Origin of the sequence: Stenotrophomonas sp. 1337 (assembly GCF_031455455.1) — a bacterium.
Taxonomy (GTDB): domain Bacteria; phylum Pseudomonadota; class Gammaproteobacteria; order Xanthomonadales; family Xanthomonadaceae; genus Stenotrophomonas; species Stenotrophomonas indicatrix.
In genome coordinates this window covers 186214-210095 of the sequence record NZ_JAVDSR010000007.1, presented here as the reverse complement: position 1 = coordinate 210095, position 23882 = coordinate 186214, and the positions used below count along the sequence as shown (strand labels likewise).

The 23882-nt window shown below is 66.9% G+C and carries 17 protein-coding genes and 1 riboswitch; of the genes, 7 read left to right on the top strand and 10 right to left on the bottom strand.

All coding sequences use genetic code 11. The features are described 5' to 3' along the window. Positions 1-89 precede the first annotated feature (89 nt). From J2X70_RS12240 to J2X70_RS12220, 5 genes are all read right to left on the bottom strand, one after another. On the bottom strand, positions 90-1025 hold the full coding sequence (locus tag J2X70_RS12240; protein WP_309910542.1) for a DUF6607 family protein: 936 nt from the start codon (positions 1023-1025) through the stop codon (positions 90-92). A gap of 72 nt (positions 1026-1097) precedes the next feature. Continuing rightward, positions 1098-1700, bottom strand: coding sequence for a hypothetical protein (locus tag J2X70_RS12235; protein WP_025877867.1), 603 nt, complete (start codon positions 1698-1700; stop codon positions 1098-1100). A 4-nt stretch (positions 1701-1704) separates the two neighbouring features. Next, complete coding sequence (locus J2X70_RS12230) at positions 1705-3891, bottom strand: TonB-dependent hemoglobin/transferrin/lactoferrin family receptor (protein ID WP_025877865.1); 2187 nt, start codon at positions 3889-3891, stop codon at positions 1705-1707. Positions 3892-4043: 152 nt separating this feature from the next. Next, entirely contained in the window at positions 4044-4238 is a 195-nt protein-coding gene (locus J2X70_RS12225; RefSeq protein ID WP_005412278.1) for a hemin uptake protein HemP, read from the bottom strand. A gap of 197 nt (positions 4239-4435) precedes the next feature. Further along, the gene (locus J2X70_RS12220) at positions 4436-5407 is read right to left on the bottom strand and encodes an aldo/keto reductase (RefSeq protein ID WP_025877856.1); all 972 of its coding nucleotides are present in this window, start codon (positions 5405-5407) and stop codon (positions 4436-4438) included. Positions 5408-5600: 193 nt separating this feature from the next. Between J2X70_RS12220 and J2X70_RS12215 the strand changes: the two genes are divergently transcribed. The 4 genes from J2X70_RS12215 (at position 5601) to J2X70_RS12200 (ending at position 10345) form a co-directional block, all read left to right on the top strand. Beyond that, complete coding sequence (locus J2X70_RS12215) at positions 5601-6899, top strand: nucleoside transporter C-terminal domain-containing protein (RefSeq protein ID WP_025877855.1); 1299 nt, start codon at positions 5601-5603, stop codon at positions 6897-6899. Between the two features lie 26 nt (positions 6900-6925). Continuing rightward, entirely contained in the window at positions 6926-7891 is a 966-nt protein-coding gene (locus tag J2X70_RS12210) for a ribokinase (protein ID WP_025877854.1), read from the top strand. A 620-nt stretch (positions 7892-8511) separates the two neighbouring features. After that, a complete protein-coding gene (gene dusB / locus J2X70_RS12205) occupies positions 8512-9507 on the top strand; it encodes a tRNA dihydrouridine synthase DusB (RefSeq protein ID WP_025877853.1) in 996 nt (331 codons plus the stop codon). A gap of 10 nt (positions 9508-9517) precedes the next feature. Continuing rightward, positions 9518-10345 (top strand): class I SAM-dependent methyltransferase, encoded by an 828-nt coding sequence (locus J2X70_RS12200; protein WP_032974924.1) that lies wholly within the window; start codon positions 9518-9520, stop codon positions 10343-10345. Positions 10346-10543: 198 nt separating this feature from the next. Here the strand turns inward: J2X70_RS12200 and J2X70_RS12195 are convergent, their stop codons facing one another. From J2X70_RS12195 to J2X70_RS12185, 3 genes are all read right to left on the bottom strand, one after another. Further along, positions 10544-11602, bottom strand: coding sequence for a metal-dependent hydrolase (locus tag J2X70_RS12195; protein WP_309910537.1), 1059 nt, complete (start codon positions 11600-11602; stop codon positions 10544-10546). Between the two features lie 117 nt (positions 11603-11719). Then, entirely contained in the window at positions 11720-12520 is an 801-nt protein-coding gene (locus J2X70_RS12190) for a UDP-2,3-diacylglucosamine diphosphatase (RefSeq protein ID WP_025877846.1), read from the bottom strand. After that, positions 12517-14226 carry a GNAT family N-acyltransferase gene (locus tag J2X70_RS12185; RefSeq protein WP_309910535.1) on the bottom strand — a complete coding sequence of 570 codons (1710 nt, stop codon included), beginning with the start codon at positions 14224-14226 and terminating at the stop codon, positions 12517-12519. Before J2X70_RS12185 ends, J2X70_RS12190 begins: the two co-directional genes overlap by 4 nt. A 313-nt stretch (positions 14227-14539) precedes the next feature. On the opposite strand from J2X70_RS12185, the gene metK reads away from it, so the two are divergent. Continuing rightward, positions 14540-15751 (top strand): methionine adenosyltransferase, encoded by a 1212-nt coding sequence (metK, locus tag J2X70_RS12180; protein ID WP_025876533.1) that lies wholly within the window; start codon positions 14540-14542, stop codon positions 15749-15751. A 191-nt stretch (positions 15752-15942) separates the two neighbouring features. After that, positions 15943-16449 (top strand): acyl-CoA thioesterase, encoded by a 507-nt coding sequence (locus J2X70_RS12175; RefSeq protein WP_025876535.1) that lies wholly within the window; start codon positions 15943-15945, stop codon positions 16447-16449. Positions 16450-16595: 146 nt separating this feature from the next. Here J2X70_RS12175 and ppc read toward each other — a convergent pair whose 3' ends face one another. Both ppc and J2X70_RS12165 read right to left on the bottom strand, forming a co-directional pair. Beyond that, positions 16596-19307: a phosphoenolpyruvate carboxylase gene (gene ppc / locus J2X70_RS12170; RefSeq protein WP_309910533.1), complete on the bottom strand. Its 2712-nt coding sequence runs from the start codon at positions 19305-19307 to the stop codon at positions 16596-16598. A 172-nt stretch (positions 19308-19479) separates the two neighbouring features. Next, positions 19480-21996 carry a prolyl oligopeptidase family serine peptidase gene (locus J2X70_RS12165; RefSeq protein ID WP_309910531.1) on the bottom strand — a complete coding sequence of 839 codons (2517 nt, stop codon included), beginning with the start codon at positions 21994-21996 and terminating at the stop codon, positions 19480-19482. Between the two features lie 123 nt (positions 21997-22119). Beyond that, a riboswitch (S-adenosyl-L-homocysteine riboswitch) is annotated at positions 22120-22201 on the top strand. Positions 22202-22237: 36 nt separating this feature from the next. On the opposite strand from J2X70_RS12165, the gene ahcY reads away from it, so the two are divergent. Then, positions 22238-23683 (top strand): adenosylhomocysteinase, encoded by a 1446-nt coding sequence (gene ahcY / locus J2X70_RS12160; RefSeq protein WP_025876541.1) that lies wholly within the window; start codon positions 22238-22240, stop codon positions 23681-23683. Positions 23684-23882: the final 199 nt, after the last annotated feature.

The window sequence follows — 23882 nt, the reverse complement described above, 5'->3', positions numbered from 1 at the left end:
CTCGGCACCCACCAGAGCAGCGCACGTCCGGTAGATCCACGCCATGCGTGGATGCAGTGCCGGGCCAGGCCGGTACCGCAGCGCGCCGATCAACCTTCCTTCGGCGCCTTTTCCACGTACTTGGCAAAGACTTCGTCGATCTGCGCGTCCTTCACCTGCTTGCCGGCCTGCACGTCCTCGGCCTGGGTGAACAACGGGATGATCATCGCCATGCCGTCGAGCTTGGTCTTCAGGTGCACGCCCGGGGCCTGGGTCAGGTAGCCGTCCCAGCGCTGGCGCACCTTGCTCCAGTAGCCGGCGGTGGCCTTCCAGTAATCGCGCGCCGGGGTGAAGTCGACCTCGGTGGTCCTGATGTAGTCGTTGAAGCCGAATTCGCGGGCGATTTCCACCTGGCTGCCATCCGCGTTGCGCTGCACCTTGGTGTTGAACTGCTCGTGGGTCCAGCCGTTCGGGGTCAGGGTGTGGCGGTTGACCACCGCCAGCGCGTTGTAATCGCTGCGCTTGGTGTACTCGCGGCGTGGCAGCGGCCGCCAGCTGATGTCGCTGGTCCAGGTCGGCACGTTGTTGAAGTAGGTCCACGTGCCGGTGCCGCAGTAGCGCGGTGCATCGCTGACTTCGTACACGCACTGGGTCCAGGCGCCCTGGTTGGTTGCGGCCGCGATCGTGCGCACCTGCCAGGTCTGGTCGGCGCTGAACTCGAAGCGGTTCGGCGCTTCATACACCCAGTCCTGCCGCCAGTGCTTGGTCACGTGGCCGCTCTTCTCGTCCAGCAGCAGGTGCTGCAGCACGATGCGCTTCGGCGTGTCCTCGACCACGATCACCACTTCGTTGCCACCGCTGCGCATGGCCGGCGCGCGCTCGTAGCCCGGCTTCAGCAGCACGGTCTCATCGAAGGCGAAATCCACCGTGTACTCACCCTGCATGGCAAGGATGCTGTCATGGTCGCGGGCGATGTCGGAGGGCTGCGCGCTGGCGGCGCCACTAGCGGCGAGCAGCACCATCACGCTGGCTGTCTGGAACTTCATCGGGTCTTCCTTCGGGGTTGCAGGTTTCGTGGAAAGGCCATCCTGGCCGGCAGGCAATCCATCGCAATCAGGTCACAGCCGTACCAGCGGCAGGTCGCCGGGAGCGCGCGCGGCAGGGCGGCGTGCGGCGTCGGCGCAGCAGCAGTCGTCGATCGCCAGTTCGCCTTCGGCGCCTTCCATGCGTGCGATGCGGCGCGCGGTGGCGGCACCGAGCGACGACAGCGTGGACAGGCTGGCGGCCAGGGTCCGGCCCTCGTCGGCGGCGTGCAGGCGCAGCGTGCACAGACGCCAGCGTTGTCCGCCCAGGTGCCCGGCCAGGCGCCGCCACAGGCGCTCACCGACGCTGCCATCGCTATCGTGCGAAGGACCCGGCGGCAGCGTCGCCACCAGTCGGTCCCAGGCCAGGAAATCGCTGTCCGGCAACAGGTACAGGCGCCACACGCAACGGCCTCGTGCATCGAGGAAGCACAGGCTTTCGCGCAGGCCCTCGCTGTCCACGCCCTGGCAGGCATGCACCGATACCGCCTGGCGCCAACCGCCCAGCTCGTTGCCATCGGCGTGATACAGGCACAACACCGTGCCGAGCGCTGCCAGCTGTGCCGGCGCAGGCCAGGCCCGCGGCGACGAACGCGACAGGGAGGACGGCGGGCGGCGCGCGGACAGGGCTCGGCTCATGGGATCACCAGGACACGGCAAGGCTGGCCGACAGGGTGCGGCCGGGGCTGGTATAGCGGTCCAGAACGGTACTGGTGGCCGACAGGGTCGAGCCGACGTTGGACCAGTCGATGTAACGCTTGTCACCCAGGTTGAAGACACCGACGTTGAAGGTGGCGCCCGGGGCGAAGTTCCAGTGCGCCATCAGGTCGGCCACGCCATAGCCCGCCGGGCGATAGGTGGTGGTGCTGGCCAGCCGGTCCTTGCGCTTGACGAAGGTGCCTGCCAGTTCAACTCCCCAGGTATCGGTGTCGTACATCAGGCCGACGGTGCCGCGCAGCGGATCGACCGAATCCAGCGGCGTGTCTTCGGTCTTGTTGTCGCCGCGCGACCACGCCACCGCACTGCGCAGCGCCCAGCCCTGCAGTGCGGGACGGATCTGGCCGAAGTCGACGCCGGCCTTCAGTTCGGCGCCGTAGATGCGTGCGTCGGCGATGTTGCGCGACTGGAACACCATCAGGCCCTGCGGGTTGGTACCCACCAGCGTCTGCGACTCGATGAAGTCCTTGTAGTCGTTGTAGTAGCCGCTCACGCTCACGTACGCCGCCGGCGACAGGAAGCGCAGGCCCAGCTCAACGCCATCGCTGGTTTCCGGCTTCAGGTCCGGATTGGGAATGGCGGTATAGCCGAAAGCGAAATTGGTGAAGCCGAGGTTGACGTCGTTGTACGGCGGCGAGCGGAAACCACGCGAGTAACCGGCAAACAGCGACCACTCGTCGGTGAAGCGATAGACCAGGCCGAACTTCGGCGACACGCTGGTCTTCTTCAGCTCCGACACGGCCACGCCGGGGTTGTCCTCGGCGAAGATGCTGTCCACGTCCGGCTTCAGTTCGTAGCGGTCCACGCGCACGCCCGGCACCAGCGAGAGCCTGCCATCGGCCAGGCGCATTTCATCCTGCGCGTACAGGCCCAGCTCGGTGGTCTTGCTGATCGGGAAATCGCGCACGGGGAACGCGTCGGGCAGGATCGTCGTGCTGACCACGCCACGATTGCTGACCTGGTAGCCATCGCGCTTCTGGCGGATCTCGGTGCGGGCGCCATCGAAGCCATAGGTCAGCGCGTGTTCGACGCTGCCGGTGCTGAAGGCCTTGTTGAACACCGCCTGCAGGCCATATACGCGCTGGTCGAAACTGAACTCGCGATGGCGGCGGCTGCCGTTGGCGCGCGCCTCATCGGTGCGCTGCGTGGTTTCGCTGTCCTGCGTGTAGACCTGCCAGTGCAGGCTGTCGGCGAAGCCCTTGTCCAGCGCATCCATTTCGTGGGCGAAGGACACGCGGGTGCGGTTCTGCTTGTCGCGCGCCTTCATGCCGGTGGTGGTGGTGCGGTCGATCGAGGACAGCACGTCGGTATCGGTGTTGTCTTCGTTGCCTTCCACGGTCAGGCGGAAACGCTGGTCTTCGCTGGGCGCATAGACCAGCTTGGCCAGGCCGCTGCGACCATCGCGGTCCTGCGGGTTGGCCGCGGTGCGCGTGTTGTCGTTGCTGCGCACATCGCCCTTGTTGTCGGTTTCCTGGCCCTGGCGGTGGTTGATGTTGACCATGCCGCTCCAGTGCTCGCCACCGAAAGCGCTGGTGACGCCGCCGAGCAGGCCCTTCCACTCGCCGTCGTAGCCGAATTTCAGGCCGACGTAGCTGTCCTTGCCATCCTTGAGGTAATCAGCCGGATCCTTGGTGACGAAGGCAACCACGCCGCCAAGTGCGTCCGAGCCGTACAGCGAACTCGCCGGCCCGCGCACGATCTCCACGCGCTTGAGCGTGTCCAGGTCGGTGAAGTTGCGGTTGGCGTTGGAGAACGAACCGATGTTGAAGCTGGTCGGCATGGCGATGCCATCGGTCTGGATGCGCACGCGATTGCCATCCAGGCCACGGATGCGGATGCTGCCGAGGCCGAAACGGGTGGCACTGCGGCTGACCGACAGCCCCGGCTCGTAGCGGACCAGATCCTTGATGTCCTGCACCAGCTGCCGGTCCATCTGCTCGCGGTCGATCACATCGACGGTGGCGGCGACATCGCTGACCGCACGTTCGGTACGGGTGGCGGTGACCTGCACGCGATCGAATTCGCGCGCGTCGGGCGCAGCATCGGCAGCAGCGTGGGCGGACAGCGGCAGAGCCATCCACAGGGCAATGGAAAGGGCAGTCGGGCGGGTCATCGGCATCGTTCGGTCAGGCAGGGGAACCCCCGGCCACCGCCACGCCAGACAGGCATGAACGGTAGACCGAGGGGGAGAGAGCAGGAGCGGACGGGTCGCCCACCCTGCCGGCGCTGCCGACAGGAGGGAGGGAGGCAGGCGACCAGACCGCGTTACTTGGTCAGGATCAGCTTGTCGTTGCTGGTATGACGCAGACGGTAGAAACGGTCACCGTGCTGGATCAGGATTTCACGACGGCCCTTGAGCAGGGCTTCGCTGTCGATGACCTCTTCCGGCGGCACGACACGCACCGGGCGGTCGCGGAGGGTCAGCGTTTCGGGGCGCAGCAGTACAGGTTGAGCATTCATGAGCATCTGGACTCGTGCGAGGGACGAGTTAAATGATAATGATTCTCAGTTGACAATCAACAACCATTCTCAACTTCATTGATGGAATTAATGATCGAAATCTAAAATTCGATAGCTACCATCTATTGGAATGGGCCCGACTGGGCGCGGGAGGGCCGACCGAGCGTGGGTTCGACCCTGCCACCTGTCCCCGTTCCTCAGGCGAATACGGCTTCCACCTGCGCCCAGCCGGCGTCGTCCACCTGCGCCAGCACGTCCAGCGCCTGCAGGTTCTGCAGCAGCTGGCTGACCCGGCTGGCGCCGAGGATCACGCTGGAGACGTTGGGATTGCGCAGGCACCAGGCGATGGCCAGGCTGGCCGGGGCGTGACCCAGCTCGCGGGCCACCGCACTGAAGCGGCGCACCCGGGCCAAACGCTCATCGGCGTTGTCGCCCAGCACCAGGTCCTGCAGCCAGCCCATGCCTTCGCGGCCCAGGCGCGCATCGGCCGGCACGCCGTCGTCGTACTTGCCGCTCAGCAGGCCCGAGGCCAGCGGCGAGAAGATCGTGGTGCCCAGTCCGGCGGTGGCATACAGCGGCGCGTACTCCACTTCCACGCGCTGACGGTGCAGCAGGTTGTACTGCGGCTGCTCCATCGACGGCGCCTGCAGGTTGTGGCGCGCGGCGATGTCCACCGCCTCCTGGATCTGGTTGGCCGACCATTCCGACGTGCCCCAGTACAGCACCTTGCCCTGCCGGACCAGGGTGTCCATGGCATGCACCGTCTCAGCGATCGGCGCGTCCGGATCCGGACGATGACAGTAATAAAGGTCCAGGTAGTCCACCCGCAGGCGCTTGAGCGCAGCATGGCAGGCGTCGGTCACATGCTTGCGCGACAGGCCGCGCTGGGTGGGCCGGGGGTCCTTGGCACTGCCGAAGAACACCTTGCTGGACACACAGAAGCCATCGCGCGGCAGGCGCAGGTCGGCCATCACATCACCCATCACCTGCTCGGCGCGGCCGTTGGCGTAGCCCTCGGCGTTGTCGAAGAAGTTGATGCCATGGTCCCAGGCCGCCGCCACCAGGTTGCGCGCCTCGTCGCGCGGCACCTGGTCGCCGAAGGTCACCCAGGCGCCGAAGGACAGGGCGGACATCGGCAGGCCGGTGGAGCCAAGGCGACGGTAGAGCATGCGATTCTCCTGCTGCGGGCCCGCATACGGGCCGGGATCAAGCCACCATTCTACCTGTCCCGGCAGGCGCAACCCCTTGCTGTTGCTGGCCTGATCGGAGCCGATGGCCGCGCGCAGACGGCTTTTCCTTGCTCCGGCCCCTGCCCTGCACTAGGCTTCCCGTTTTTCGCGACGCCCCAGGGGAGTCACTCAGATGGTCGAAGGTTTGGGCAGGATCGGCTTCGGCCTGTTCGGTTTGGCGGTGCTGATCGGCATCACCTGGCTGTTTTCCAACAACAAGCGCGCGGTGGACTGGAAGCTGGTCGCCACCGGCATCACCCTGCAGATCGCCTTTGCGGCCCTGGTGATCCTGGTACCGGGCGGGCGCGACGTGTTCGATGCGCTGGGCCAGGGCTTCGTGAAAGTGCTGAGCTTCGTCAACGAAGGTTCGAAGTTCATCTTCGGCTCGTTGATGGACGTCAAGAACTACGGCTTCATCTTCGCCTTCCAGGTGCTGCCGACGATCATCTTCTTCTCGGCGCTGATGGGGGTCATGTACCACCTCAACGTCATGCAGGCGATCGTGCGGGTGATGGCCTGGTCGATCACCAAGGTGATGCGCGTGTCCGGTGCGGAAACCACCAGCGTCTGCGCCAGCGTGTTCATCGGCCAGACCGAGGCGCCGCTGACGGTGCGTCCGTACATCGCCAAGATGACCCAGTCCGAGCTGCTGACGATGATGATCGGCGGCATGGCCCATATCGCCGGCGGCGTGCTTGCCGCGTACGTGGGCATGCTGGGCGGTGGCGATCCGGTGCAGCAGGCGTTCTACGCCAAGCACCTGCTGGCGGCCAGCATCATGGCGGCACCGGCCACCCTGGTCGTGGCCAAGCTGCTGATTCCGGAAACCGGCACCCCGCTGACCCGCGGCACGGTCAAGATGGAAGTGGAGAAGACCTCCAGCAACATCATCGACGCCGCCGCCGCCGGCGCCGGTGACGGCCTGAAGCTGGCCCTGAACATCGGTGCGATGCTGCTGGCCTTCATCGCCCTGATCGCCCTGCTCAATGCGCCGCTGACCTGGATCGGTGAAGTGACCGGCCTGGCGGCTGCGATCGGCAAGCCGACCGACCTGTCGACCATCTTCGGTTACGTGCTGGCCCCGATCGCCTGGGTGATCGGCACGCCGTGGGCCGACGCCACCACCGTCGGTTCGCTGATCGGCCAGAAGGTCGTGATCAACGAGTTCGTCGCCTACACCGAACTGTCGAAGATCGTGAATGGCCAGGTGCCGGGCATGAGCCTGTCCGACGAAGGTCGCCTGATCGCCACCTACGCGCTGTGTGGCTTCGCCAATTTCAGTTCGATCGCGATCCAGATTGGCGGCATCGGCGGGTTGGCACCGGAACGCCGCCACGATCTGGCCAAGTTCGGCCTGCGCGCGGTGCTGGGCGGTACCATCGCCACCTTCATGACGGCTACCATCGCCGGCGTGCTGACGCATTTCAGCTGAACCCTAGTTTCGAGAACAGATTCCCTATGAGCAGCAGTGTCGTTGTCGTCGGTTCCTTCAATGTCGATCACGTGTGGCGGTGCGAGTCGCTGCCGGCACCGGGTGCGACCATTGCCGGCCGCTACAGCACCGGTCCCGGTGGCAAGGGCTTCAACCAGGCCGTTGCCGCCTGCCGTGCCGGCGCTGACACCAGCTTCCTGTGTGCGCTGGGCGACGACGCCGGTGGTGCCACCGCCCGTGACCTTGCCGCGCAGGATGGTTTCGCGCTGATCGCCGAAGCCAGCAGCGAGCCGACCGGCACCGCCGGTATCTACGTCGATGCCCGTGGCCGCAACACCATCGTCATCGGCCCGGGTGCCAACGCGGCGCTGAGCACCGACTTCGTACAGCAACAGCAGGCCCTGCTGACCGGCGCCAAAGTGGTGCTGGTGCAGCTGGAATCGCCGGTGCAGACCATCGAAGCGGCCCTGGCCGTGGCCCGTGAGGCCGGTGTCACCACCGTTCTCAACGCCGCCCCGGCCGACGCCCCGTCGAGCATCGGCCTGCTGAAGCTGGCCGATGTGATCACCCCGAACGAGACCGAGTTCGCCGCCCTGCTCGGCCGTCATGTCGGCGAGCGCGTGGATGCCAATGACGTCGCCGCGCTGGACGGTGCCAGCCTGCACGCGCTGTGCCGCAAGCTGGTCGGCAACGGCACGGTGGTGGTGACCCTGGGTTCGGTGGGCGTGTTCGTGTCGCATGCCGACGAGCACCTGCGTGGCGACACCCAGCCGTACTACCGCGTGGGTGCCGAACAGGTGCAGGCGATCGACACCACCGGTGCCGGCGATGCCTTCAACGGTGCGCTGGTGGCCTCGATGGCACAGGTGCCGGACGCTCCGTTCGCCCGCCACGTGCGCTTTGCCAACCAGTTCGCCGGTCGCTCGACCGAGAAGGAAGGCGCAGCGGCGGCGATGCCGCGCTTCACCCCGGCCGATGCCGAAGTGAAGTAACGCGACATCCCCGTGGGGATGATGATCGGGCCCGGGCATGCAGATGCCCGGGCCTTTTCACGTTCATGGGCAAGGCCCCATCCACGCATGGCGTGGATCTACCGGGTGCTGGGTGCGATGGCCCCATCCACGCATGGCGTGGATCTACTGGGCTGGGTGCGATGGCCCCATCCACGCATGGCGTGGATCTACCGGGTGCTGGGTGCGATGGCCCCATCCACGCATGGCGTGGATCTACCGGGTGCTGGGTGCGATGGCCCCATCCACGCATGGCGTGGATCTACCGGGTACTGGGTGCGATGGCCCCATTCACGCATGGCGTGGATCTACTGGGCTGGGTGCGATGGCCCCATCCACGCATGGCGTGGATCTACCGGGTGCTGGGTGCGACGGCCCCATCCACGCATGGCGTGGATCTACCGGGGCACAGTAGATCCACGCCATGCGTGGATGCGCCTTGCCGGCCCGCCCAGCCGCCCACCATGACCGGCCCGTGGGGGCGACGGAAGCGACCATCAAGCATCTGCTGATGCCCGTCCGGCATGAGGTCGGTCCGGATCGGCCTGAACCGGCGGGCCGCCAACCCAGCCGGGGCGCCTGCCGCGCCCTACAATGGGCGCATGCAGATCGGCCCGTACTCCATTGCCCCCAACGTCGTGCTGGCGCCCATGGCCGGCGTTACCGACAAACCCTTCCGCCTGCTGTGCAAACGGCTGGGCGCGGGCCTGGCCGCCTCGGAAATGACCATCAGCGACCCGCGCTTCTGGAACACGCGCAAGTCCATCCACCGCATGGACCATGCGGGTGAACCGGCGCCGATCAGCGTGCAGATCGCCGGCACCGAGCCGCAGCAGCTGGCCGAGGCCGCGCGTTACAACGTCGACCATGGCGCGCAGATCATCGACATCAACATGGGCTGCCCGGCCAAGAAGGTGTGCAACGCCTGGGCCGGTTCTGCGCTGATGCGCGACGAGCAGCTGGTCGCGCGCATCCTGGAAGCAGTGGTGAACGCGGTGGACGTGCCGGTGACGCTGAAGATCCGCACCGGCTGGGACTGCGACCATCGCAACGGCCCGCTCATCGCGCGTATCGCCGAAGACAGTGGCATCGCTGCGCTGGCGGTGCACGGCCGTACCCGCGACCAGCATTACACCGGCCAGGCCGAGTACGCCACGATCGGCGAGATCAAGGCCGCGCTGCGCATCCCGGTGATCGCCAACGGCGATATCGATTCGCCGCAGAAGGCCGCCTTCGTCCTGCAGCAGACCGGCGTGGATGCGGTGATGATCGGCCGCTCCGCACAGGGCCGGCCGTGGATCTTCCGCGAAGTGGCGCATTACCTGGCCACCGGCGAGGAGCTGCCGCCGCCGTCGCTGGCCGAAGTGCGCGACATCCTGCTCGGCCATCTGCACGCGCTGCACGATTTCTACGGCGAACCGCAGGGCGTGCGCATCGCGCGCAAGCACCTGGGCTGGTACGCCAAGGATCGGCCGGAGAATGCCGCGTTCCGCGCGGTGGTCAACCGCGCCGAAGATCCGGCCAGCCAGATCGCGCTGACCACCGACTATTTCGACCGCCTGATTGCCGGGGAACCGGCGATGTCTTCCGCTGCCTGAGCCCGCCCCCATGACCCCGCCGATTTCTTCCCCGACCTACCTGCATGGGTTCTCCGGCACGGAGCAGCAACGGCTGATGACCCAGGCGCGCCTGCTGGAAACGAGCATCTTCGGCCAGATCGATTACAGCGGCGCAAAGCGCCTGCTGGAAGTCGGCAGTGGCGTGGGCGCGCAGACCGAGATCCTGCTGCGCCGCTTCCCCGAGCTGCACGTGACCGGCGTGGACCTGAGCGAGGCCCAGCTGGAAACCGCGCGCGAAAACCTGGCGCGCACGCCGTGGTGCAACGACCGTTACACCCTGCAGCAGGCCGATGCCGGCGAACTGCCTTTCGAGGCGCGCAGCTTCGATGCGGCGTTCCTGTGCTGGGTGCTGGAACACGTGCCGTCGCCGGCGCGCGTGCTGAGTGAAGTACGCCGCGTGTTGGCCCCGGGCTCGCCGGTCTACATCACCGAGGTGATGAATGCTTCGTTCCTGCTTGATCCGTATTCGCCGCACATCTGGCGCTACTGGATGGCCTTCAACGATTTCCAGTACGACCACGGCGGTGATCCGTTCGTCGGCGCCAAGCTGGGCAACCTGCTGCTGGCCGGTGGCTTCCGCGATGTGCACACCGAGATCAAGACCATCCATCTGGACAACCGCGAACCGGCACGTCGCAAGACGATGATCGCTTTCTGGGAACAGCTGCTGCTGTCGGCGGCCGACCAGCTGCTGCAGGCCGGCACGGTGGACGAAGAGACGGTGGAGGGCATGCGCCGCGAGTTCCGGCTGGTGCAGAACGATCCGAACGCGGTGTTCTTCTATTCGTTCGTGCAGGGCCGCGCAACGGTGTATTGAGCGGGCGCGATACACGCCATCCACGCATGGCGTGGATCTACTGGGTGTCGATGCACTGCGCCATCCACGCATGGCGTGGATCTACTGGGTGTCGATGCACTGCGCCATCCACGCGTGGCGTGGATCTACTGGGTGCCGATGCACTGCGCCATCCACGCATGGCGTGGATCTACTGGGCTGATGGGCCGTGGCGTGGATCTACGGGTGCGCCGCGGCGCCGTCCGCCGCCTCCGGTTCGTGCCAGATGCGCTGCCACGTCGCCGACAACCGGCGGCCGGCATCGGCACGCGCGGCCGGGCTGCTGTAGTCCACCCGCAACTGCTCGGGCACGATCGCGCGCCACTGGCCATCAACCTGCTCGGCCACCGCGAAATTGAAGGTGTAGTCCGGCTCCAGGCCCATGCGCAGGTCGCTCAGCACCAGCCTGCCCTGCACCACCTGTGCGCGCATGAAGCCACGGTTGAACCACTGCAGGCGCCGTACTGCCGGAATTCCCGCCGCTTCGCGCAAGGCCTGCACGTTGGACGGATGCCCCTCGAAACGCATCGGCCCGTGGTCGGCCACCAGCGAGCGGTCACCAACCACGTAGCCATTCGGGGTCATCGCCACGACCCGCCACAACAGGGTATTGAACGGCATCGGCACCGAGAACCGCGGCGCGTCGCCCAGGCCCATCGCGGCCAGGCTCTGCTGCGCGGCGTGGTCGACCTGTGCCTTGGCGATCAGCCCCCAGCCCAGGTACGCACTGCTGAGCAGCAACGCAACGCCGAGCACCTTGCCCGCCCACGGTCGCGCGCGGCCGAACCAGGCCAGCACGCAGCCCAGCAGCAGCCACACCGTGTAGCCGGGATCGATGATGAAGACACTCGAGCCCATCGCGGGATGTGGCTGCAACGGCCACCACAGCTGCGTGCCGTAGACAGTGAACGCATCCAGCACCGGATGGGTGACCAGCGCCAGCTGGATCGCCCAGAACCAGCGCAGCGGTGATTGCGCCACCCGGCCGTTGCCGAAGCGCTTGAACAGCCACCAGATCAGCGCGGCCACCCACGGCAGCACCAGCAGCGAATGGCTGAAGCTGCGATGGTCGGTCATGTTCGCCACCGGGTCGGCGGCGGCAAAGCCCAGCCAGAGGGCATCCAGGTCCGGCAGGGTACCGAGCGCGGCACCGGCCAGCAGGGCGGCACGGCGGTGTCCAGGCGGGGCGATGGCGGCAGCGACGGCGCCGCCAAGAACGATCTGGGTCAATGAGTCCATCGGCCGATGCTAGCGGCTTGGCGATCTCCGTGCAGCGGCGGTTTCCTGCCCGGCGGCGCGTCAGTCAGCTGCCAGTGCGGCCGCAGCCGCGCGTGGGCCTGTCCCTGCAGCTGTGAATCACGCCGCCTGCGACAACCGTGCTCCCGGCAGCTCCACCAACGTCCGCCCGTTGTGGTCCAGCAGCCGCATGGCGCCGTCGTGGTCCTCGGCCAATGCCGTCAGGCTCTCCACCCAGTCGCCGTCATTGGCGTAGACCAGACCGTCGCGTTCGATCAGTGCGGCGCGGTGGATGTGCCCACAGATGATGCCGTCGAGGCCTCGCCGGCGAACATCGTCCAGGCCGGCCTGCACGAAGCGCTCGATGTAGCGTTCAGCGGCACCACTCTGCCGTTTCAGGAATTCGGACAGTGACCAGTAGCGCATCCCGAGTCGGCGCCGCACCGCATTCAACAGATGGTTGCCGGTGAGGATGCGGTAGTACAGCCAGTCACCAAACCGCTCCTGCAGGCCACCGAAGTGGGTGACACCGTCATAGTCGTCGCCATGCGCCACCAGCAGCCGGCGGCCATCGGCGGTGGTGTGGATCGCACGGCGGCGCACCTGCATCGCCGGCAGCATCAGGCCGCACACCTGGCGCAGCGAGGCGTCGTGGTTGCCGGGGATGTAGATGATCTCGGTACCGGCGCGTCGCAGCGCGTGCAGGGCCAGGATGACCTCGCTGTGCGACTGCCGCCAGTTGGCGCGTCGGTGTGCCATCCACCACAGGTCGATGATGTCGCCGACCAGATACAGGCGCTCGCAGCGCAGGGTGCCGAGGAAACGCGCCAGCTCGGTGGCGTGGCAATGCCGCGACCCGAGATGAACATCGGAGACGAACACGGCGCGACGATGCGGTGCCAGGTTCGCCAGCGTGCTCATGCCGGCATCCCCGCATCGCGCAGATAGCGTTTGCGCTTGTGTGGCCGGATCGCGTGCAGGTCGACTTCGATCAGGCCGTCGATCGAGTCGCTGAAATCCGGATCGACGCCAAACGCCAGGAACCGTGCACCGCCGGGTTCGCACAGGTCTGTGTACTGCCGGTACAAGGTGGGCACACCGGTACCGAGCGCGGCGAGATTGGCTTTGAGCACGTCGAAGGCAGCCGCCGCATCCATCTCACCAAAGCAAGGTGGCGCGGCGAAGTACTGGAACGGCCGGTTCGACTGCACCCGGCCATCGGCCACGCCGTAGTAACGCTGGTAATAGGCCACCAGCTGCTCGCGCGCATCGCGTGGCAGCGCGGCGCTGATGGACACCGCACCGAACAGGTAGCGGATGCCGGGCTGGCATTGCAGGTAAGCGCCGATGCCCTGCCACAGGTAATCCAGGCTGCGGCTGCCCCAGTAATCGGGCACCACGAAGCTGCGTCCCAATTCCAGGCCTTCGGCAATGCGGGGAATGGCGTCGTCGGAATAGCGGAACAGCGAAGCGCTGTAGAGCCCGGCCAAGCCCCGGCGCGCCAGCGCCTGCGCGCCCCGCATGATCCGGTAGGCACCGGCGATGCGCTGCGCGGTGCCGTCCCAGATCACGATGTGCTGGTAGTGCAGGTCGAAGTCGTCCAGGTCGCGACTGCGGCCCGTGCCCTCGCCCACCTGGCGGAAGGTCAGTTCGCGCAGCCGCCCCAGCTCGTGCAGCAGCGGCGAATCAGCGGCGCAGCTGGCCAGCAGGATCTGTTTGCCATCGGCGGTCTGCCCCAGCACGGTGGCGGCGGCAATCGCAGCGGCGACCTGTGCAGGCGGCACCGGCGCGGCAAGCGGCTCGGGCCCTGCCGGGCAGCCTTCGGCAAGCGCTGTGCTGCGCCCCAGCGCATATACCGCGCGGCGCACCGCCAGCAGCTGCGCGCCGGGATCACCCTGCCCCAGCTGCATCGGTTCGCCGATGCGCAGCCGCAGCGGCCGGCCGCGGCGGGCGAACATCTCCCGTGCCAGCAGTGCCGTACCAGCCGGCTTGAACAGGGTGGATGCGCCGTAGAACAGCGCCGAATTGCGCGCTTCCACCCGCACCGGCAGTACCGGTGCGGCGGCGGCGCGGGCAAAGCGGACAAACCCCCGCTGCCAGCGACCATCGCGGATGCCGAGCAGCGACAGCCGCGAGACCTCGCCGGCCGGGAACACGATCACGCACTGCTCGGCCGCCAGCGCCTGCTCCACCGCCTGCAGGCTGCTGCGCTGGACCTTGCCGCCGAGGATGCGTACCGGCAGCAGCAGGTCCTGCAGCGGCCCGATCGCGCCCAGCAGATCGTTGGCCACGATCCGCACGTCACGGCGGATGCGGCCAACCGCATCCAGCAACGCCAGCGCATCCAGCGCGCCGGAAGGGTGGTTGGCCACGATCAACAGGCGGCCGGTGGCGGGGATCCGCGCCAGCGCGGCGGGGTCCACGTGATAGCGACCCTCGATGAACTCCAGTCCGGCGGCGACGAAGTCGAAACCGCGCACGTTGGCATTGCGGCGCAGGAACGCCTCGATCCGGTCCAGCCGTGACCAGCGCCCGACGCTGCGCAGCAGGGGCCGGGCCAGTTGGCCCCGACGGCCATGGAACCAGTCGGGATAGCGTTGCTGCAGACGCTGTTCGAGTTCCTGCATGGCGTGTCCCCTCCTGCCCGGCGGCCGGGTTGGCCGAGAGCCTGCGCCCGGCAGGCGGCAGCCAGATGGCGGTTTGGCGGCAGAATGATGACGGCGCAGGCGCTGGCACATCCGGTCCCGGCGGGGGCGGCAATGGTCACGCCAGTGGAACACTGCCGGTGCACGATGCCCCCACAGTGCTCGCCAAGGCCTGCTCTGCCGGGCACAACACCTTAACCACCGGCAACCCATACAGGTTCACAATGCACAGGCGGCGCACCCCGTGTATCATTCGCGCCCATCTTTCCATCCGAATCAAAGGATATTAAGCCTGATGTCCAGCTACCTCTTCACCTCCGAGTCGGTCTCTGAAGGCCATCCGGACAAGGTTGCCGACCAGATCTCCGATGCGGTGCTGGACGCGATCCTGACCCAGGACCAGCGCGCCCGCGTGGCCTGCGAGACCATGGTCAAGACCGGCGTTGCCATCGTTGCCGGCGAAATCACCACCAGCGCCTGGATCGACCTGGAAGCGCTGACCCGCAAGGTCATCGTGGACATCGGCTATGACAGCTCCGACGTCGGCTTCGACGGCGCCACCTGCGGCGTGCTGAACCTGATCGGCAAGCAGTCCCCGCACATCGCCCAGGGCGTTGACCGCAAGAAGCCGGAAGAAATGGGCGCTGGCGACCAGGGCCTGATGTTCGGCTATGCCACCAACGAAACCGACAGCTACATGCCGGCGGCGATCCACCTGTCGCACCGCCTGGTCGAGCAGCAGGCCAAGATCCGCAAGAAGCGCAACTCGCCGCTGTCCTGGCTGCGTCCGGACGCCAAGAGCCAGGTCACCCTGCGCTATGAAAACGGCGTGGTTTCGGCCATCGACGCGGTGGTCCTGTCGACCCAGCACGCCCCGGGCATCAAGCAGAAGGACCTCATCGAGGCCGTCCGCGAAGAGATCATCAAGCCGGTGCTGCCGGCCAAGTGGCTGCACAAGGGCACCAAGTTCCACATCAACCCGACCGGCAAGTTCGAGATCGGCGGCCCGGTGGGCGACTGCGGCCTGACCGGCCGCAAGATCATCGTCGACACCTACGGCGGCTGGGCTCGTCACGGTGGTGGCGCGTTCTCCGGCAAGGACCCGTCCAAGGTCGATCGTTCGGCCGCCTACGCTGCCCGCTACGTCGCCAAGAACGTGGTTGCCGCCGGCTTGGCCGACCGTTGCGAAGTGCAGGTCTCCTACGCCATCGGCGTGGCTGAGCCGACCTCGATCTCGGTCACCACCTTCGGCACCGGCAAGATCAGCGACGACAAGATCGAGAAGCTGATCCGCAAGCACTTCGACCTGCGCCCGTACGGCATCATCAAGATGCTGGACCTGATCCACCCGATGTACCAGCAGACCGCGGCCTATGGCCACTTCGGCCGCAAGCCGAAGGAGTTCAGCTACATCAACGGCGAGGGCGAGACCGTCAACGCCACGGCCTTCTCCTGGGAGAAGACCGATCGCGCCGCCGCCCTGCGCGCCGATGCGAAGCTGAAGTAAGAAACACGAAGGGCCGCTGTAGAGCCGACTGTCAGTCGGCTGACCTTCAAGAAGGGCCGCGCAAGCGGCCCTTCTGCTTTCGGTAGTGCCGGCCGCTGGCCGGCAACCATGCATCGGTTTGCGGACATCATGAGGGTGCCGGCCGCTGGCCGGCAGATGGTAGCGACGGTGGTTGCCGATACAATCGCCCCATGTCGACCGAACTCAAATCCCACCAGCTGTCCATGACCGTGCTGATGTCGCCGGAAATGGCCAATTTCTCCGGCAAGGTCCACGGTGGCGCGATCCTGCGCCTGCTCGACCAGGTCGCCTATGCCTGCGCCAGCCGCTATGCCGGCCGCTACGTGGTCACCCTGTCGGTGGACCAGGTGGTGTTCCGCCAGCCGATCGCGGTGGGCGAACTGGTCACCTTCCTGGCCTCGGTGAACTACACCGGTACCTCGTCGATGGAAATCGGCGTCAAGGTGGTGGCCGAGGACATCCTCAAGCGCAGCGTGCGCCACGCCAACAGCTGCTTCTTCACCATGGTGGCGGTGGACGAGGACGGCCGGCCGACGCCGGTTCCATCGCTGCAGCCGGCCAGTTCGGATGAAAAGCGCCGGCAGGCCGCAGCGCTGATCCGCCGCCAGCTTCGGCAGGAAATGGAGCAGCGGCATCTGGAACTGCTGGCGTCCAATCCGCCGTCACCGGAAGAATGAAAGCGGGCCGACCGGGCTCGGCACCTGGCAAACCGGTAGTGCCGGCCGCTGGCCGGCAACTGCAGTAGCCTGCCTGCTGCGAGGTTGCCGGCCAGCGGCCGGCACTACCATTGCGAATTCGCCGGGCCATGCCCGGCGGATGCGCATCACCCCGTGTTCTGCACGCCCTGCGAGACACCATTCACGCAGGCCACCAGCGCACGCAGCAGGTCGTCGTCCTCGCGTCCGCTTTCGCGCCAGCGCTGCAGCAGGTCCACCTGCAGCACGCTGATCGGGTCCACATAGGGATTGCGCAGGCGGATCGACAGCGCCAGCCGCGCGTCGTGGTCCAGCAGGGTCTGCTGCTCCATCAGCGCCAGCAGCCAGTGCCGGGTCAGCTCCAGTTCGCGCTCGACCTGCGGGAAGAACGCATCGTGCAGCTCGCCGGACAGGCGCGAGAACTGTTCGGCGATGGTGATATCCCCCTTGGACAGCACCATCGCGATGTCATCCAGGAACGTACGGAAGAACGGCCAGTCCCGCGCCATTTCACGCAACGTGGCTTCATGGCCGGCGTCGGCGGCCGCCTGCAGGCCGCTGCCGACCCCATACCAGCCCGGAATCACCGCGCGCGCCTGGCTCCAGGCGAACACCCACGGAATCGCGCGCAGGTTGGTCAATGCCGCATCCTGGCCGAGCCGGCGCGACGGCCGCGATCCCAGCGTCATCCGTTCAATCACATCGATCGGCGTGGCGGTACGGAAGTAATCCATGAAACGCGTTTGGCCAACGAACGCCCGATAGACCTCGCTGCTGGAACCGGCGACCACGTCCATCACCGGCCGCCAATCATCCTCACGCGGTTCGGCGGCACGCGGGCGCAGGCTGGCGCGCAGCACCGCACCGGTGGCCTGCTCCAGCGAACGCAATGCCAGCGCGCGGATGCCGTACTTGCGGTGGATCACCTCGCCCTGCTCGGTCACCCGCAGGCGACCATCGATGCTGCCGCGTGGCGAGGCATCGACCGCGTGCGTGGTCTTGCCACCACCGCGGCTGATCGAGCCACCGCGGCCATGGAAGAAGGTCAGGCGCAGGCCCGCTTCGGCGGCCACCTCCAGCAGCTCCACCTGTGCGCGCTGCAGGCCCCAGCGTGATGCGGCAATGCCACCATCCTTGCTGCTGTCCGAATAGCCGAGCATCACCATCTGCACGTCCTCGCGTGCACGCAGATGCGCGCGGTACACCGGATCGGCCAGCAGATCGCGCAGCGTCGCGGTGCCGCGCTTGAGGTCGTCCACGGTTTCGAACAGCGGCGCGATATCCAGCGGCACGTGGCCGGCGTCATCGACCAGGCCGCCACGACGCGCCAGCGCCAGCACCGCCAGCACATCGCCACGGTCGTGCGCCATCGAGATGATGTAGCTGCCCAGCGCGTCGCCACCATGCCGCGCACGGGCATCGGCCAAGGCCGCGAACACTGCATCCAAGCGCTGGTTGCCCTCATCATCGCCAACAGGCAATGGTGTTTCACCACTGGCATGCGGTGCCAGCAGGCGTGCGCGACCCGCTGTATCCAATGCGTCCGATGCCGCATCGCCCCCCAGCACTGCCGCCAGCGCGCGCGCATGCACGCTCGATTCCTGGCGCACATCCAGCCGCGCCAGATGGAAACCGAAGGTCTTCACCCGCCACAACAGGCGCTGCACCGCGAAGCCGCCGGCATGCTCGCCCCGGTTCGCGCGCAGGCTGTCGAGGATCAGCTGCAGGTCATCGATCAGCTCGTCCGGGCCGGCATAGGCGCCGTCTGCATCATCCAGCGTGGCCTGCAGGCGTGCGCGCATGCGGTCATTGAGCAACCGATATGGCATGTCGGCATGGCGTGGCCGCGACTGCACCTGCGGCAGCAACTGCTGGTAATGCGCTACGCGCGCCTGCAGTGCATCGCTCACCCCCACCCGTTCGGTGGATTGGCTGAGCAGGCTGGCCAGCTGCAGCAGTTCCTTCTGATAGCGGCCCAGCACGGCAACGCGCTGTGCATCCAGCGTATTGCGGATGGTGTGCGCATCCACATTGGGGTTGCCGTCCATGTCGCCGCCCACCCACGTGCCGAAACGCAGCAGGCGCGGCAGCGGCAGTTCCGCGCCATAGGTATCGCGCAGTGCCTGTTGCAGCGATTCGTACAGCACCGGGATCACCCGGTACAGCACCTGCACCAGATAGAAGCCGACGTGCTCGCGTTCGTCGTCCACGGTCGGGCGCACCGGCGAGGAATCGGTGGTCTGCCACGAGGCGGTCAACGCCATGCGGAAGCGCGCGGCGTCTGCGGCCGCCTCACCCGGCGTGCGCTGGCCGTCGAGATTGTCGACCAGGCTGGCCACCATCAGCTGCTCTTTCTCCAGCAGCGCGCGGCGCACCGCTTCGGTCGGGTGTGCGGTGAACACCGGCTCGATATCGATGCGTGGCAACCACTGCGCCAGTTCGTCCAGGCCAACGCCCTGCGCCTTCAGGTGCTGCAGGGCATCCTGCAGGCCATCGGGTTGCGGTGCGGCGGCAACGGCGCGCTGGTAGTCGCGGCGGCGGCGGATGCGATGCACGCGCTCGGCGATGTTGACCACCTGGAAGTAGGTGCTGAACGCGCGCACCATGGTCTCGGCCTGTTGCGGTTCACGCCCGGCCAGGCCGTCGGCCAGCACGGACAGCGGCGCCTGGTTCTCGCGGCGGGCAATGGCACGCGTGCGCACGTCCTCGACGTCATCGAGAAAGGCGGCCGATACCTGCTCGACCAGCAGGTCACCGACCAGTGCACCCAGACGGCGCACGTCGTCACGCAAGGGAAGATCAGGGGAAGCGAATTCGATACTGCTGCGGTACTCGTTCATCGGCGACGCACAGGCCTCGGTCAACGGATCCAGACCCCAAGCCTAAACCAGAACGCGTGCCGTGCTGCGATGCAAAAATGGTTTCATCTGGTAGTGCCGGCCGCTGGCCGGCAACCTCACGTTGCGCAGGTCCATGAGGTTGCCGGCCAGCGGCCGGCACTACCAGCACTGGTCAGCGCGTCTTCTTGGCCTTGCCCTGCTGCACCGGGCCGAGGTTCTGCTCCAGCCAGCGCTCGCTTTCAGCCAGCATCGTCATGATCGATTCGCGTGCGCGGTAGGCATGCGACTCGTTCGGCAGCATCACCAGGCGGGCGGTGCCGCCCAGCCCCTTCACTGCGGCAAACATGCGTTCGCTCTGCATCGGGAAGGTGCCCGAGTTGTTGTCGTCCACGCCGTGGATGAAGAGGATCGGATCCTTGATCCTGTCGGCGTAATTGAACGGCGCCATCTTCTGGTACACGTCCTGCGCCTGCCAGTAGTTGCGCTCTTCGGCCTGGAAACCAAACGGGGTGAGCGTGCGGTTGTAGGCGCCGCTGCGCGCGATACCGGCCTTGAACAGGCGGGTGTGCGCGAGCAGGTTGGCGGTCATGAACGCACCGTAGGAGTGGCCACCGATGGCGATGTGCTCGCGGTCGGTCACGCCACGCCGCACCACCTCGTCCACTGCGGCCTGCGCATTGGCCACCAGCTGTTCGATGTAGGTGTCGTTGGGTTCCTTGTCGCCTTCGCCGATGATCGGCATCGACGGGCTGGCCAGCACCACATAGCCCTTGGCCAGGAACGCCTGCGGGCCCCAGTAGCTGATGGCGTTGAAGCGGTACGGCGAATCGGTCACCTGGCTGGCGGCCGCCGCGCTCTTGAACTCACCCGGGTAGGCCCACATCAGCAGCGGCCGCGGACCATCGCGCTTGGGGTCATAGCCCGGCGGCAGCAGCAGGGTCGCGGTCAGGTCCACGCCGTCCTTGCGCTTGTAGCGGATCTGCTCCTTCTGCACGCCCTTCAGCTGCGGCAGCGGATGGGCGAAATGGGTCAGCGCACGCGGTGCGGCGTTGGTGTCGGCCAGCGACTGCACGTAGAAGTTGGTCGGCTCGTCCGGGCTCTCGCGGCTGATCAGCAGCGAACTGGCCTGCGCATCCAGCAGCGTTACCGGCGCAGCGTAGGTCGGTGCCTGCGAATGGAACAGGCGGGTTGCCTTGCCGCTGGCCACGTCGAAGCGATCAACGAACGGACGGTCGCCTTCCGGCGATGCACCGGCACCGGCCAGGTACAGGCTGCCGCCATCAGCGGTGGTCTGCAGCAGCGAGCGGCCGCGGTCATCACTGGCCATCAGCGGGCGGCCCGGATCGGCGTAGCGGTCCTGCGCGTCGCGATCCCACAGCAGCCTGGCATCGACGCTGGCGTTGTCCGGTGCGATCAGCCAGGTCTTGCTGCGGCGGGTCTTCCACCACGATTCGTTGAGCAGGGCCAGGTCGCCACGGCCCCAGCTGATGCCGGCATAGCGGCTGCCGAGCTGGGCCAGGGTCACCGGCGGCGTGTCGAACGGTGCGGCCTGCATGAACACCGCATCGCGCACCTTGGCTTCCCGGTTCGGGTCGCCACCATCCTGCGCTTCGGCCCAGACCAGGGTGGCATCGGCATCGCCGCGCCAGCTGATGTCACGCACGCCGGTCACTTCGGCATCGTTGCCGGTCGGCAGGCCTTCCACCAGCGGCCGTACGGCCACGGTATGCACCAGCTTGCCGGTGCTGCGGTCGAGTACTTCGATACGGCGCGGGAAGCTGCTCAGCGGCACCACGTAGGAGTACGGACGCTGCACCGGCTGGCTGAGCACGAAGCGGCCGTCGGGCGACACCGCAAAACCCATGAAGATGCCGGCCGCACCGATGGCACGGCTCTGCCCGTCCAAGCCCACTTCCATCGGTTGGGTGGTGGCGTAGTAATCGAACTGGCGCGCGTCGGCCTCGTTCTTCAGCAGGTCCTGGTAGGTGCGGATGGACACCACGCCACCGCCCTGGCTGGTCTGCTGCACGGCCGGGCCGGTCGGGATGCCATCTGCAGCCGGGGCGGCGCCAAGGTTGCCCGGGCGGGTGAACACCACCAGGCCACGGCTGTCCGGCAACCACTGGTAGCCAGTGCCCAGAACGGTGTTCAGGCCGGCGACCAGGCGACGGGCGCTGCCGCCAGCCACGTCCACCAGCCACAGCTCATTGGCCCCGGTAGCGGCATCGACCTGGTTGAAGGCCAGCCACTTCTGGTCCGGCGACCACGTCAGGCTGGCGATCGACAGCGAGGCCGGCAACCCGCTGATCTGCCGCTCCTTGCCGTCGGCCACATTCATCAGCCACAGCTTCTGGCCGAAGCTGAAGCGGCTGTCGGAGAAGGTTTTCGGATTGATGCGCAGGCCGGCCAGCTTCAGCTCCGGCTGCGCCACCACCTGGATCGACGGCAGCGACGGCATCTGCATCAGCGCGGCGACATCCCGGCGCGGCGACAGGAACAGCGACGGCGCCCGCGGCGCGTCGACCACGGCCTGCAGTGCGGCCGAGGGCAGCTCGTAACCGGCCACGCCCTGTGCCTGCGCTGCGGCCGCCTGCGGTGCCGCAGCCCAGGCCTGCGGGAGCACCGCCAGCAGGGCCATCGACAGGACCAGGCCAGTCAAGCGCCGGTTGCGGCGTGCGTGCGTGCTCATCATTGTTCCACCTGTTCGCTGCATGAAGCCCTCGACCTTAACAGGCCATGCACCTCCGCCCATCTGCCGATGGTTGGGTCATCGCCGTGTCACAGCGCAGGCGCGATATAATGGGCATCCTCCCCTGCCGAGGGGCGCTGCGACCGGATCCCTGAGACCGGCCAGGCTCGGCCAGGTGGCTTTGCAACAACGGCGCCCGGCCAGATGCGAGCATCCGCTCGCCCACAACCGGAGCTACTGCATGAATGCTGTTGCCAAGACCTTCTCCACTGAAGGCGACTACAAGATCCGCGACATCACCCTGGCCGACTGGGGCCGCAAGGAACTGGACATCGCCGAGCACGAGATGCCGGGCCTGATGTCCATCCGCCGCAAGTACCAGGCCGAGCTGCCGCTGAAGGGCGTGCGCGTGACCGGCTCGCTGCACATGACCATCCAGACCGCGGTGCTGATCGAGACCCTGAAGGACATCGGCGCCGACGTGCGCTGGGCCTCGTGCAACATCTTCTCGACCCAGGACCACGCCGCTGCGGCGATCGCCGCCACCGGCACCCCCGTGTTCGCCTGGAAGGGCGAGTCGCTGGAAGAGTACTGGGACTGCACCCTGGACGCGCTGACCTTCACCCTGCCCGACGGCACCCTGACCGGCCCGGAGCTGGTGGTCGACGACGGCGGTGACGTGACCCTGCTGATCCACAAGGGCTACGAGCTGGAAAACGGCAGCACCTGGGTCGACGAAAAGGCTGCTTCGCACGAAGAGCAGGTCATCAAGAACCTGCTCAAGCGCGTGGCCAAGGAGCGCCCGGGTTACTGGGGCCGCGTGGTCAAGGACTGGAAGGGCGTTTCGGAAGAAACCACCACCGGCGTGCACCGCCTGTACCAGCTGGCCCAGGCCGGTACCCTGCTGATCCCGGCAATCAACGTCAACGACTCGGTCACCAAGAGCAAGTTCGACAACCTGTACGGCTGCCGCGAGTCGCTGGCCGATGGCCTCAAGCGCGCGATGGACGTGATGCTGGCCGGCAAGGTCGCCGTGGTCTGCGGCTACGGTGACGTCGGCAAGGGCTGCGCCGCGTCGCTGCGTGCCTACGGCGCGCGCGTGGTGGTCACCGAGATCGATCCGATCTGCGCCCTGCAGGCGGCGATGGAAGGCTTCGAGGTCAACACCATCGAATCCACCCTGGGCCGTGCCGACCTGTACGTCACCACCACCGGCAACAAGGACATCATCCGCATCGAGCACCTGAGCGCGATGAAGGACCAGGCCATCGTCTGCAACATCGGCCACTTCGACAACGAGATCCAGGTCGATGCGCTGGTCGCCTTCCCGGGCGTGAAGCACGTCAACATCAAGCCGCAGGTGGACAAGTACATCTTCCCCAACGGCAATGCGATCTTCCTGCTGGCCGAAGGCCGCCTGGTCAACCTGGGCTGCGCCACCGGCCACCCGAGCTTCGTGATGTCCAACTCGTTCGCCAACCAGACCCTGGCCCAGATCGACCTGTGGGCCAACAAGGGCACCTACGAGAACAAGGTATACCTGCTGCCGAAGAAGCTGGACGAAGAAGTGGCCCGCCTGCACCTGGAAAAGATCGGCGTGAAGCTGACCACCCTGAGCCAGGAACAGGCCGACTACATCGGCGTGCCGGTGGAAGGTCCGTTCAAGCCGGATCATTACCGCTACTGATGCCGTGCGCGGGGTCGGATCCCTTTCCGCAGGACAGGGCGCTGACCCCAGCAACGGATGCACACGGACGGGCGCCTTCGGGCGCCCGTTCTGCATCCGGGCACCCGCCGCCGCGTTCCGCGCGCCCTGTCACAGAGCCCTAAGCAGTCGCTTGCTACGCTCTGTTCCCGCCAACGGCCCCGGCGCGGGATGTTGCAAT